The following is a 12,193-nucleotide window of genomic DNA, read 5'->3' as shown; positions in this document are numbered from 1 at the left end:
CAGGCGGCACGCATACTCAATGGGTGAGCGACATCCAACGCCCCGCACCGGGCGACGCCGGCGACTACGACGCCGTCGTGCTCGCCGGCGGTGCCGCGCGGCGGCTCGGCGGGGCCGACAAGCCCGGCGTGCGCGTGGGCGGACGCCCGCTGCTGGACCGGGTGCTCGCCGCGTGCGCCGACGCCCGGACCACCGTCGTCGTCGCCGAGCCGAGGCCGACGGCACGGCCCGTGACCTGGGCGCGCGAGCAACCGCCGGGCGGCGGACCGCTCGCCGCCCTCGCGGCCGGCCTGCCGCTCACCGGCGCCGACCGGGTGGTGGTCCTCTCCGCGGACCTGCCCTTTCTCAGCGAGCCCACCGTGAAGGGACTGCTCGCCGAGCTGGACGCGGGCCCGGCCGACGGCACGCTGCTCACCGACCCCGGCGGCCGGGACCAGCCGCTCGTGGCCGCCTACCGCGCACAGCGCCTGCGCGAGAGGCTCGCGCACCTCGGAGCCGAGCACGGCGGCCTCACCGGCCTGCCCCTGCGGCTCCTCACCGCCGGACTGAACCTCACCCGCGTCCTCGACCCCGTCGCGTCCTTCGACTGCGACACCTGGGACGACATCGCCACTGCCAGGGCACGCATCAGGGAGCATGGGCTCGTGTTGGATGAATGGATCTCCGCAGTCAAGGACGAGCTGGGTATCGACCTCGACGTCGACACCGGTGTCCTGCTCGACCTCGCCCGTGACGCGGCCCACGGGGTGGCACGCCCCGCGGCCCCGCTGACCACGTTCCTCGTCGGCTACGCCGCGGCCAAGGCAGGCGGCGGCCCCGAAGCCGTCGCCGAGGCCTCCCGCAAGGCCACCGCCCTGGCACTGCGCTGGGCGGAGGAGGACGCCTCCGCCACGGACGGCGCGACCCCCACCACGGACACCGCAGGCGCCGCCACCGACACCAAGTCCGCCCCCGAGCCCCGCCCGGACGCCGGATGACCGCCCCCGGTATCCGTGACGGCGAGGACGTCGAGGACCGGGACGTCGAGGAGGCACTGGCGCTCGTGAAGGAGGACCGGGACAACACCCCTCACCTGGCCCACGCCCCCCAGGACCGCCACCACAAGGCCACCCCCTGGCCCGAGGCCCGCGAGATCGCCGCCCGCGCCGTCCGAGGCGGTGCCCGCCGCGCGCCCGTCCCGCTCCCCCTCGACTCCGCCCTCGGCCACACCCTGGCCGCCCCGCTCACCGCCCTCACCGACCTCCCCTCCTTCGACACCTCCGCGATGGACGGCTGGGCGGTCGCCGGGCCCGGCCCCTGGGACGTACGCGACCAGGGCGTGCTCGCGGGCCACGCCGAGCACGCGCCGCTCGATGACGGCGAGGCCGTCCGGATCGCCACCGGCGCCCGGATCCCGCCCGACACCACCGCCGTGCTGCGCAGCGAACACGGCCGTATGGACGACCGGGGCAGACTGCACGCCACGCGCGACGCCGGCCACGGCCAGGACATCCGCCCGCGCGGCCAGGAGTGCCGCAAAGGCGACCAGCTGCTGCCGCCCGGCACCCTCGTCACCCCCGCCGTGCTGGGCCTCGCCGCGGCCGCCGGGTACGACACCCTGACCGCCGTGCCCCGCCCCCGCGCCCACGTCCTGGTGCTCGGCGACGAACTGCTCACCGAGGGCCTCCCGCACGACGGCCTGATCCGCGACGCCCTCGGCCCCATGCTGCCGCCCTGGCTGCGTGCGCTCGGCGCCGAGGTCACGGACGTGCGGCGGATCGGCGACGACGCCGACGCCCTGCACGAGGCGATCACGGCCAGCGAGGCCGACCTCCTGGTCACCACCGGCGGCACCGCCTCCGGCCCCGTCGACCACGTCCACCCCACCCTGCGCCGTATCGGCGCGGAGCTGCTGGTCGACGGCGTCAAGGTGCGCCCGGGCCACCCCATGCTGCTGGCCCGCACCAAGGAGAACCAGCACCTCGTCGGCCTGCCCGGCAACCCCCTGGCCGCCGTCTCCGGCCTGCTCACCCTCGCCGAGCCCCTGCTGCGCACGCTCGCGGCACGCCCGGCGCAGGAGCCGTACGCGCTGCCCATGCAGGAGGCGGTGCACGGGCACCCGTACGACACCCGGCTCGTCCCCGTCGTCCTGCGCGCCGACCGTGCGGTGCCGCTGCACTACAACGGTCCGGCCATGCTGCGTGGCGTCGCGGCCGCCGATGCCCTCGCGGTCGTACCGCCGGGCGGTGCACGGCCCGGTCAGGCGGCGGAGATCCTGGACCTGCCGTGGGCCACGGCCGGGATCGGCGTGTGTTTCACGTGAAACATCGACCACGCACCGTAGTCGAGCTCACACTCCTTCTGCCCGCCCGGCGGCGACCGGTCGGCTGACCGTGATGACCCGGTCCCCCGCCCGCAGCTCCGTCCGCCACCCGTCGGTGTAGTCCAGCATTTTCTTGTCCCTTACGACCGCCACGACCAGGTCCGCGCACTCGCGGGGCGTGCGGCCCTCCTCCTCCGGGGTCACCGGCCGCTCGATGAGGTCCATGCCGCTGCCGAGGGTCATGAGGTCCTCCAGCGCCCGTGCCACCGGCGGGCTGGCCATGAACGTGCCGAGCAGCCGGCCGGCCGAGCTGGAGCTGGTCACGACGGTGTCCGCGCCGCTCTGCTTGAGCAGCGGTACGTTCTCGTCCTCGCGGACCGCGGCGACGATCGTGGCGTGCTTGTTCAGCTGGCGCGCGGTGAGGGTGATCAGCGTGGCCGTCTCGTCTCGCTGCGGGGCGATGATCACGCGGGTGGCGCGGTGGATCTCGGCCTTGAGCAGGGTCTCCGAGCGGGTGGCGTCGCCGGTCACCGCCACCAGGCCGTCGTCGCCCGCCGCCTCGGCCGTCTTGCGCTGGGCGTCCACGACGACGATCCGGTCCTTGCCGATGCCCTGCCCGACCAGGGTCTGCACGGCGTGCCGCCCCTTGGTGCCGTATCCGATGACCACGACGTGGTCCCGGGTGCGGGCGCGCCAGCGGTGGATGCGGACCTGCTGGCGGGTGCGCTCGGTGAGCACCTCCAGGGTGGTGCCGACCAGGATGATCAGGAACAGCACACGCAGCGGTGTGATGACGAAGATGTTGGTGAGCCGGGCGGCCTCGCTGACCGGGGCGATGTCGCCGTATCCGGTGGTGGAGAGGGTGACGGTGGCGTAGTACGCGGCGTCGAGCAGGTCGACCTTGCCGTCGGAGCTGTCGTTGTAGCCCTCGCTGTCGATGTACACGATCAGGATGGTGGCGAGGAGGACCAGCAGCGCCATGGACAGGCGTTTGAGCACCTGCTGGAGCGGCGGTACGACGCTCAGTACCGGCATCGTGATGGCGCGGCCCGCCTCGGCGTCGGCGCGGGCCTCGTGGCGCGAGCGGCTCCAGAGCGACCGCAGCAGCGCGGACCTCGCCCCGTGCGTGGATGGATGCTCGTCGTCCCTCATCGCTGGCCCCCTGTGGCGTCGGTACGGGCAGTCGGCTCCATCGTTCCGCACCGGGTCCGGCGCCGTCGCCGTGCCCCCTCGGCCCGACACGCCGACCGGGGTGGGCTTGCGCCGGGGCGCTGGGTAGCGTCGGATCCGACGTCCGGGAGCCGTACCCCGGTCCGATGGCTCGCATACCCCGCTGGAGGTCCCCCTTGCGCGACCACACTGTCGTCGTCGGCTTCGGTACGAAGGGGCGGGCCGCGACCCAGGCCGCCTGTGCCACGGGGCTGAAGAAGGAACAGGTCGTCGTGATCGACCCGACCGCCAAGGCGGTGGACGCCGCGACGGCCGAGGGATACGCCGCCGTGCTGGGGGACGCGACCCGCAGCGAGGTACTGAAGCGGGCCGAGGTGCAGCGGGCGAAGCGGATCATCATCGCCACCCAGCGCGACGACACGGCCGTCCTGGTGGTCCTGACGGCCCGGCAGCTCAACCGGGGCGCGACGATCGTGGCGGCGGTGCGCGAGGAGGAGAACGCGCCGCTGCTCAAGCAGTCCGGCGCCGACGAGGTCATCACCAGCGCGGGCGCGGCCGGGCGGCTGCTGGGCCTGTCCGTGCTCAGCCCCGCCGCGGGGCTGGTCATGGAGGACCTCATCCGCAAGAGCAGCGGGCTCGATATGGTCGACCGGCCGGTGACCCGGGCCGAGGTGGGTCGGAGCCCGCGCGACACCGAAGACCTGGTGATCAGCGTCGTACGCGGGCACCGGGTGCTGCACTACGACGATCCGGCCGTCCGGACGCTGGAGCTGACGGACCGGGTGATCACCATCGTGCCGCGGGCCGCACCGGAGAACCGGCGCGACCCGCAGCGATGAGCCGGACGGTTCGGCACTACTTGCGGTTGTACAGCCGCATCGTGATCGGACCGAAGACCAGCACGAACACACCCGCCCAGCCCAGCGACCAGGCGATCTCGTCGGTGGGCCACTCACCGGCCATCAGCTCCCGCACCGCGGAGGCCAGATGGGTCACCGGGCTGTTGTTGACGAACGCCTGGAGCCAGCCCGGCATGGTCCGCGGGTCGACGAAGACGTTGGACAGGAAGGTGAGCGGGAAGATCACCATCATGCTGACGCCCATGACCGACTTCTCGGTGCGCAGCAGCAGCCCGAACATCGTCCAGATCCACGAGAACGCGAACGAGAACACCACCAGCAGCAGGATCCCGGCGAGCACACCGGCGACGCCGCCGTCCGGCCGGTAGCCGAGGATCATGCCGACGGTCAGCATGACCACGGACGCGATGGTGTAGCGCAGCGCGTCGCCGAGCAGATAGCCGACCATCGTCGACGGCCGCCAGATCGGCAGGCTGCGGAACCGGTCGAAGACGCCCTTCTCGATGTCCGTGTTGACCGAGACGCCCGTGTACATCGTGATCATCACGACCGACATCACCAGGATGCCCGGCAGCAGGAACTGGATGTACTCCTTCGGTGAACCGGCCAGCGCCCCGCCGAACAGGTACGTGTACATCAGCACCATCATGATCGGGAAGGCGGTGACGTCGAAGAGCTGCTCCGGGACGTGCTTGATCTTCAGGATCGCGCGCCAGCCGAAGGTCAGCGACGCCGACCACGCGCTCGGCCGCGGCGGCCGCTCCTTGGTCACGAGCAGCGCGGCCAGCGACTCGGTGCTGACGGGGGCCAGTTCCTTGGTCTCGGTGGTGGTCGCGGTGCTCATGCGGCTGCCCCGTCCTTCGCGTCGTGAGCCTGCGGCTCGTCGTGCACCTGGGTGTCGTGCCCGGTGAGGGCGAGGAAGACCTCGTCCAGGCTCGGCTGGCCGAGTGAGAAGTTGTCGACGACGACGCCGGCGCGGGCCAGCTCGGCGAGCGCGGCGGCGGCCTGCTCGGCGGCGCCCCGGCCGTTCGAGGTACCGGCGCGGACGCGCGCGGTCAGCGCCACCGGGTCCGGCTCCAGCTGTACGTCCGCCTGGAGCACCTGCCGCAGCACTCGCGAGGCCTCCGGCCGCTGTTCCGCCTCGCGCAGCCGCAGATGCACGGAGCCGGCGCCGACGGACGCCTTCAGCTCACCCTTGGTGCCCTCGGCGATCACCTTGCCGCGGTCGATGACGGCGATCCGGGAGGCCAGCTGGTCGGCCTCGTCCAGGTACTGCGTGGTCAGCAGCACGGTGGTGCCCTGGGAGACGACCGCGCGCACGATGTCCCACACCTGGTTGCGGCTGCGCGGGTCGAGGCCGGTGGTCGGCTCGTCCAGGAACAGCAGGTCCGGCGTGTTCAGGATGGAGGCGGCGATGTCGATACGGCGCCGCATGCCGCCGGAGTAGTTCTTGACCTGCTTTCCGGCCGCCTCGGTCAGCCCGAAGGCCTCCAGCAGCTGGGCGGCGCGCTCCCGCGCGGCCTTCTTGTGGTGGCCGAGGAGGCGACCGAGCAGGACCAGGTTCTCGGTGCCGGTCAGGTCCTCGTCCACGGACGCGTACTGCCCGGTCAGGCTGACCCGGCCGCGCACCTCGTCCGCCTCCCGGACGACGTCGTGGCCGAAGACGTGGGCCTCGCCGCCGTCCGGCCTGAGCAGGGTGGCGAGCATCTTCACGGTGGTGGTCTTCCCGGCGCCGTTCGGACCGAGGACGCCGTACACCGTGCCGGTGGGCACGGCCAGGTCGACGCCGTCCACGGCCCTCGTCTCGCCGAACGTCTTCACCAGGCCCGCGGTCTCGATGGCCAGACCGGGCGTCTGCTGGCTCATGTGGGGTGTCCTTCCGCGTACTTGGGTTACGCATGGGGAGACCTCCACCGTCGCGCAAACTCATCGGTCGCGCACAGGGATTTCTCAGCGGATCGGACCAATGACGCAGGGGGCCTCCGCCCGGAGACGGAGGAGTGACACAGGGGCCTGGGACCGGAGACGGGGGAGTAGCGTCCCCCTCATGCATGCGATCACGATTCCCGAACCTGGTGGGCCCGAGGCGCTGGTGTGGGACGAGGTCCCGGATCCGGTCGCCGGGGAGGGCGAGGTGCTGGTCGAGGTGGCGGCCAGTGCCGTCAACCGGGCCGACATCCTGCAGCGGCAGGGCTACTACAACCCGCCGCCCGGCGCTTCCCGCTACCCCGGCCTGGAATGCTCCGGCCGTATCGCCGCGCTCGGCACCGGCGTCGCCGGCTGGGCCGTGGGTGACGAGGTGTGCGCGCTGCTCTCCGGTGGCGGCTACGCCGAGAAGGTCGCCGTTCCGGCCGGCCAGCTGCTGCCGGTGCCCCGCGGCCTCGACGTCCGGCAGGCCGCGGCGCTGCCCGAGGTGACCTGCACGGTCTGGTCGAACGTCTTCATGGTCGCCCATCTGCGCCCCGGCGAGACCCTCCTCGTGCACGGCGGTTCCAGCGGCATCGGCACCATGGCGATCCAGCTCGCCAAGGCCGTCGGGGCCAAGGTCGCCGTCACCGCGGGCACCAAGGAGAAGCTGGAGCGCTGCGCCGAACTGGGCGCCGACATCCTGATCAACTACCGCGAGCAGGACTTCGTCGAGGAGATCAGGCAGGCCACGGCCGGGGCGGGCGCCGACGTCATCCTCGACAACATGGGCGCCAAGTACCTCGACCGCAACGTCCAGGCCCTCGCCGTCAACGGCCGACTGGCGATCATCGGCATGCAGGGCGGCGTCAAGGGCGAGCTGAACATCGGCACCCTCCTCAACAAGCGCGCCGCGATCAGCGCGACCTCGCTGCGCGCCCGCCCGCTCGACGAGAAGGCGGCCATCGTCGCCGCCGTACGCGAACACGTCTGGCCGCTGCTCGACGCCGGTCACGTCCGCCCGGTCATCGACCGCGAGCTGCCCATGCGGGACGCCGCCGACGCCCACCGCCTGCTGGAGGAGAGCGGCCACGTCGGAAAGGTGCTGCTCACGGCGTAGCGCGCGAAGAGGTCAGTCCTGCGCCCGGCGCACCCGCAGTGCCACGAAGGCGAGTCCGAGCCCGAGGCCGATGAGTACCAGCCCACTGCCGAGCGGCAGGATCCGCAGCACCGGTTCGGACGCGGCGGAGTCCGTGGCGGCCTGATCCACGGGCTCCTCCTCGTGCGTGGCCCCGGGGTCGGACGCCGGTGACGACGCGGGTACGTCGCCGGCGGCGCCGGTCCCGCTCGGGCGCGCCGTCGCCGTCCCGGGCCACGGCTCCTCCGGCCGCCCCGGCCGCATCCGCCCCTCCCCGGCCCGGCTCCCGGCCCAGCTCGGCTCGACAGAGGGGGAGGCGGAGGCGGAGGAGGAGCCGGAGGGCTCCCCGCTCGCCCACGGCTCCTTCGCGTCGTACGACGCCACACCCCTGCACCCGAGCACGACCGTACTCAGCGCCACCCCCAGCACCACCACCCCCGCCGCACGCCTCACGCGCCGCCTTGGAGTCACGTCGGTGACCCCCTCCCGGAAACAGGTCGCCAAACAATCGACGCAACGAGCCTCACATCAACTGACGAACGCGGCATTCCGGGCGCCTCCAAGTGGTCGTAATCGGTGGATCACCCTGCGCCGGGGGCGCCTCAGTGGTGGGGTGGACGTGTGCGAGAGAATGACGGCATGGAGATGCCGAGGAACGAACGGTCGTCGGAGAACGCCCAGAGGATCCTGGTCGTGGGCCAGGACGGCATGGCACTCGGCGGTGGTGGGGACGACGACTCCCACGAGACCCCGTTGACCGAGCAGGTCGAGCAGCCGGCCAAGGTGATGCGGATCGGCAGCATGATCAAGCAGCTCCTGGAGGAGGTGCGCGCGGCTCCTCTCGACGAGGCCAGCAGGGTCCGGCTCAAGGAGATCCACGCGAGCTCGGTGAAGGAGCTGGAGGACGGCCTGGCGCCGGAGCTGGTGGAGGAACTGGAGCGGCTCTCCCTGCCGTTCACCGACGAGGCCACCCCCAGCGACGCCGAACTGCGGATCGCGCAGGCTCAGTTGGTCGGCTGGCTGGAGGGACTCTTCCACGGGATCCAGACCACGCTGTTCGCCCAGCAGATGGCCGCGCGGGCCCAGCTGGAGCAGATGCGCCGCGCCCTGCCGCCGGGCATCGGCCAGGAGGGCCACGAAGACCCGCGCGCGGGCGGCCGGTCGGGCGGACCGTACCTGTAAGGACACCACCAAGGGCCCGGCACACGCCGGGCCCTTTCTTCTCAGGAAGCCGGATGTCTCAGGAAGCCGGATGCCCCGTCGACACCGCGAGCTCGATCTCCGGCATGTCCTCCGGATCCACATCCGTGCCCGCGGACGGGAACTGGTCCATGACCGTGCCGTCGCCGTAGGTGTTCTCGTCGACGTCCTTGATCTTCAGCTGCCAGCCCGCGGCCTGGAGGCACTCCCTGACCGACGAGATGTTCTTGAACTGGAAGTCCGGGATCCGGATCTTCTCGGGGTCGTTGTACGACTCGTCCGGCTCCGTGCACTTCTCCTTCTCGATCGTCTTCGACGTGTCCGGCCCGCGGTAGCCCGGCACCTCGGTCGACGACGCGGAGGTGCTCGCCGCGCCGCCCCCACCGTTGTTCTCGCTGCCGCCGTCGTTCAGCGCGAGGGCCGTGACCAGGCCGCCGACCGCGACGAGGGCCACGACGATCGCGCCGATGATCACTGGCTTGTTGCTCTTGCCGCCGCTCGCGGGCGGCGGCGTGTGCGGCGTGATGTTGTACGACGGCGGCGTGTTCGGCGTCGGCTGCGGCCCGTACGCGGCGTGCGGTGTCGGGTAGCCGCCCTGCTGCGGGTAGCCGTACGACGGGGAGGGCGGCGTGGGTGGGCCGTACGGGTTCGGCGTCGGGTGCGGCTGGTACGGCGTCTGTACGTTGCTCTGCGGCGGCGCCGGAGTCGCCTGGTCGACCGGCGGGAACACCGCGGAGCCGACGCCCGCGCCGCTCTGCGTCCGCGCGCCCGGCACGATGCTCGGCGGGGCCGCCTGGAAGGACGCCGCCACGCGCAGGCATTCGTCGCGCATGGACTCGGCCGTGGGGAAACGCTCGTTCGGGTTCTTCTTCAGCGCACGGGCGATCAGCGCGTCCACGGCCGGCGGCAGCGAGCGGTTGATCGAGGACGGAACCGGCGGTTCCTCCTGCACGTGCGCGTACGCGATGGCCAGCGGCGAGTCCGCGTCGAACGGCAGCCGCCCGGTGACCAGTTGGAACAGCATGATGCCGACCGAGTACAGGTCGGAGCGCGCGTCCACGCCCCGGCCCAGCGCCTGCTCCGGCGAGAGGTACTGCGGGGTGCCGACGACCATGCCGGTCTGCGTCATCGACGTGACACCGGACTGCATGGCGCGGGCGATGCCGAAGTCCATGACCTTGACCACACCGCGCTTGGTCACCATCACGTTGCCCGGCTTGATGTCCCGGTGCACCAGGCCCATCTCGTGGCTGATCTCCAGCGCCGCGAGCACGTCCGCGGTGACCTTCAGCGCCTTGTCGGCGGGCATCGCGCCGTACTGCCGCAGGTCCTCGTCGAGTACCGAGCCGAGCGGGCGGCCCTCGACGTACTCCATGACGATGTACGGAGTCGTCATCCCGTCGAGGCTGTCCTCGCCGGTGTCGAAGACCGAGACGATGTTGGTGTGCGTGAGCTTCGCCACGGCCTGCGCCTCGCGGCGGAAGCGCTCACGGAACGCCTGTTCGCGGCCCAGCTCGGTGTGCAGGGTCTTGATCGCGACCTGGCGGTCGAGCACGGCGTCGTACGCGAGGTGCACCGAGGCCATGCCGCCCTGGCCGAGCAAGTCACGCAGCTGATACCGGCCGCCGGCGAGTGCCCGCCCCGCGTACCGGCCCTGCGCGCCGTCCTGGCTCATGTTCCCGTATCCCCCGTAGACCGTCAGGCGCCGTTGATCGAAAGTGCCATTCCCGGCCAAGTCTGCCCCAGGGCACTGACACGTCAAGCTCGGTGCCCGTTCCGTGACCGTACGCGAAAGAAGCGTCGCGCAAGCGTTACAGCGGCCGTACGGCCGGTACACAGGATTTGCACGACGCGACGGCGCAAGGGTTGGATGACCGGTTCGACGGCCCGGCCGTCCCGGACCGGTTCCGGTATCCATCCCGGACCGGCGGCTTGCCCGAAGGCTGTAGCGTGGCCGACGGAGACCGCAACAACACCGCGCGCACCGCGGGCAGAAACGACGGCGAGGACTGATGGCACAGCAGCAGCGCGCTCAGGGCCCGTCCGACCCCGAGGCGACTGGCGGCGGGATGTCAGATGCGCCGGAAATGTGGGGTAACGGCGGGCTTGTCGGGGACGGCCGGTACCGGCTGACCGGCAGACTCGGCCGGGGCGGCATGGCCGAGGTGTTCGCCGCCGAGGACGTCCGCCTCGGGCGCACCGTGGCGGTCAAGCTGCTGCGCTCCGACCTCGCCGAGGACCCGGTGTCCAAGGCGCGTTTCACGCGCGAGGCCCAGTCGGTGGCCGGCCTCAACCACCACGCGATCGTCGCCGTGTACGACTCCGGCGAGGACGTCGTGGGCGGCCAGTCGGTGCCGTACATCGTGATGGAGCTGGTCGAGGGCCGCACCATCCGCGATCTGCTGCACAACGCCGAGGCGCCCGGCCCGGAGCAGGCCCTGATCATCGTCTCCGGTGTCCTGGAGGCGCTCGCCTACTCGCACCAGCACGGCATCGTGCACCGCGACATCAAGCCGGCGAACGTCATCATCACCCACAACGGCGCCGTCAAGGTGATGGACTTCGGCATCGCCCGCGCCCTGCACGGGGCGTCCACGACGATGACGCAGACCGGCATGGTGATGGGCACCCCGCAGTACCTCTCCCCGGAGCAGGCGCTCGGCAAGGCCGTCGACCACCGCTCCGACCTGTACGCGACGGGCTGTCTGCTGTACGAACTCCTGGCGCTGCGCCCGCCGTTCGTGGGCGAGACCCCGCTGTCGGTGGTCTACCAGCACGTCCAGGACATGCCCACGCCGCCGTCGGAGGTCTACGAGGCCTCGCCGCCGGAGCTGGACGGCCTCGTCATGCGCTCGCTCGCCAAGGAGCCCGACGACCGCTTCCAGACCGCCGAGGAGATGCGCGGGCTGGTCCAGTACGGCTTGCAGATGCTGTACGACCAGGGCGGTCACACCGGCACCTGGAACACCGGCCCCGTTGCCGTGCACGACGGCGGGCAGACCCCGACGAGGGGCATGGCGGGCACCGCCGTGCTGCCGAACACGGCCGAGGGCACCGCGCAGATCCCGCAGCCGATCATCCCCGGCTACGGAGGTCGCGACGACGGCGGTTTCGAGGGGCACGGCAACAAGGGCAGCGGCCGGGGCAAGCTGTGGATCCTCGCGGTGCTCGCGGTGATCGCCATCGCGGCGGGTGTCGCGCTGGCCCTGAACAACGGCGGCGGCGGAGAGGGCGGCACCGGCACCACGCCGACCCCGACCAGCTCGCAGACCACCGGGAACGAGACGCCCAGCGAGTCGCCGAGCGACGAGGCGACCGAGGAGTCCACGGACACGTCCACCGAGGACAGCGACGACTCGGGCTCCGGCTGGGGGGACTACACGCCGTCGGCCACCCCGACGTACACGGACTCGTACACGCCGAGCGGCGAGCCGACGGACACGCAGCCGACGGACACCGAGCCCACGGACACCGAGCCGACGGACACGCAGCCGACGGACACGGAACCCACGGACACCGAGCCGACGGACACGACGCCGACGGGCGGTACGGACGCGGGCGCGACCGGTGGACCGGTCCTGCCCTGACCCGACGGTTGGGGCCGGTTTCCCCTGACCT

Annotated in this window: 10 protein-coding genes and 1 pseudogene; 6 read left to right on the top strand and 5 right to left on the bottom strand. The window is 72.0% G+C overall.

Going from position 1 to position 12,193, the window contains the following annotated elements:
- The first annotated feature begins 23 nt into the window (after positions 1-23).
- Together HJD23_RS19870 and HJD23_RS19865 are read left to right on the top strand one after the other, a co-directional pair.
- On the top strand, positions 24-977 hold the full coding sequence (locus HJD23_RS19870) for an NTP transferase domain-containing protein (RefSeq protein WP_171113698.1): 954 nt from the start codon (positions 24-26) through the stop codon (positions 975-977).
- A complete protein-coding gene (locus HJD23_RS19865) occupies positions 974-2,302 on the top strand; it encodes a molybdopterin molybdotransferase MoeA (protein ID WP_171113697.1) in 1,329 nt (442 codons plus the stop codon). The genes HJD23_RS19870 and HJD23_RS19865 overlap by 4 nt, the downstream gene beginning before the upstream one ends.
- Before the next feature lie 27 nt (positions 2,303-2,329).
- Here HJD23_RS19865 and HJD23_RS19860 read toward each other — a convergent pair whose 3' ends face one another.
- Positions 2,330-3,454, bottom strand: a complete 1,125-nt coding sequence (locus HJD23_RS19860; RefSeq protein WP_171113696.1) for a potassium channel family protein — start codon at positions 3,452-3,454, stop codon at positions 2,330-2,332.
- A gap of 170 nt (positions 3,455-3,624) precedes the next feature.
- Here HJD23_RS19860 and HJD23_RS19855 point away from each other — a divergent pair.
- Positions 3,625-4,311 (top strand): annotated as a pseudogene (locus tag HJD23_RS19855) (NAD(P)-binding protein); the annotation flags it as partial.
- A 16-nt stretch (positions 4,312-4,327) separates the two neighbouring features.
- Here the strand turns inward: HJD23_RS19855 and HJD23_RS19850 are convergent.
- Together HJD23_RS19850 and HJD23_RS19845 are read right to left on the bottom strand one after the other, a co-directional pair.
- The gene (locus HJD23_RS19850) at positions 4,328-5,176 is read right to left on the bottom strand and encodes an ABC transporter permease (protein WP_171113695.1); all 849 of its coding nucleotides are present in this window, start codon (positions 5,174-5,176) and stop codon (positions 4,328-4,330) included.
- Positions 5,173-6,198: an ATP-binding cassette domain-containing protein gene (locus HJD23_RS19845; RefSeq protein ID WP_171113694.1), complete on the bottom strand. Its 1,026-nt coding sequence runs from the start codon at positions 6,196-6,198 to the stop codon at positions 5,173-5,175. Before HJD23_RS19845 ends, HJD23_RS19850 begins: the two co-directional genes overlap by 4 nt.
- A gap of 181 nt (positions 6,199-6,379) precedes the next feature.
- Here HJD23_RS19845 and HJD23_RS19840 point away from each other — a divergent pair, with 181 nt between their 5' ends.
- Entirely contained in the window at positions 6,380-7,357 is a 978-nt protein-coding gene (locus tag HJD23_RS19840; protein WP_171113693.1) for an NAD(P)H-quinone oxidoreductase, read from the top strand.
- 12 nt (positions 7,358-7,369) lie between these two features.
- On the opposite strand, the gene HJD23_RS19835 is transcribed toward HJD23_RS19840, so the two are convergent.
- On the bottom strand, positions 7,370-7,828 hold the full coding sequence (locus HJD23_RS19835; protein ID WP_171111895.1) for a hypothetical protein: 459 nt from the start codon (positions 7,826-7,828) through the stop codon (positions 7,370-7,372).
- 186 nt (positions 7,829-8,014) lie between these two features.
- On the opposite strand from HJD23_RS19835, the gene HJD23_RS19830 reads away from it, so the two are divergent.
- Positions 8,015-8,557, top strand: a complete 543-nt coding sequence (locus HJD23_RS19830; RefSeq protein WP_171113692.1) for a bacterial proteasome activator family protein — start codon at positions 8,015-8,017, stop codon at positions 8,555-8,557.
- Positions 8,558-8,615: 58 nt separating this feature from the next.
- On the opposite strand, the gene HJD23_RS19825 is transcribed toward HJD23_RS19830, so the two are convergent.
- Positions 8,616-10,250 carry a protein kinase gene (locus HJD23_RS19825; RefSeq protein ID WP_171113691.1) on the bottom strand — a complete coding sequence of 545 codons (1,635 nt, stop codon included), beginning with the start codon at positions 10,248-10,250 and terminating at the stop codon, positions 8,616-8,618.
- A gap of 337 nt (positions 10,251-10,587) precedes the next feature.
- Between HJD23_RS19825 and HJD23_RS19820 the strand changes: the two genes are divergently transcribed.
- Complete coding sequence (locus tag HJD23_RS19820; protein WP_171113690.1) at positions 10,588-12,162, top strand: protein kinase; 1,575 nt, start codon at positions 10,588-10,590, stop codon at positions 12,160-12,162.
- The last annotated feature ends 31 nt before the right edge of the window (positions 12,163-12,193 follow it).

The organism is Streptomyces sp. Z423-1 (assembly GCF_013009255.1).
GTDB classification, from domain to species: domain Bacteria; phylum Actinomycetota; class Actinomycetes; order Streptomycetales; family Streptomycetaceae; genus Streptomyces; species Streptomyces gossypiisoli.
This window is presented reverse-complemented; position numbering and strand designations above follow the sequence as displayed.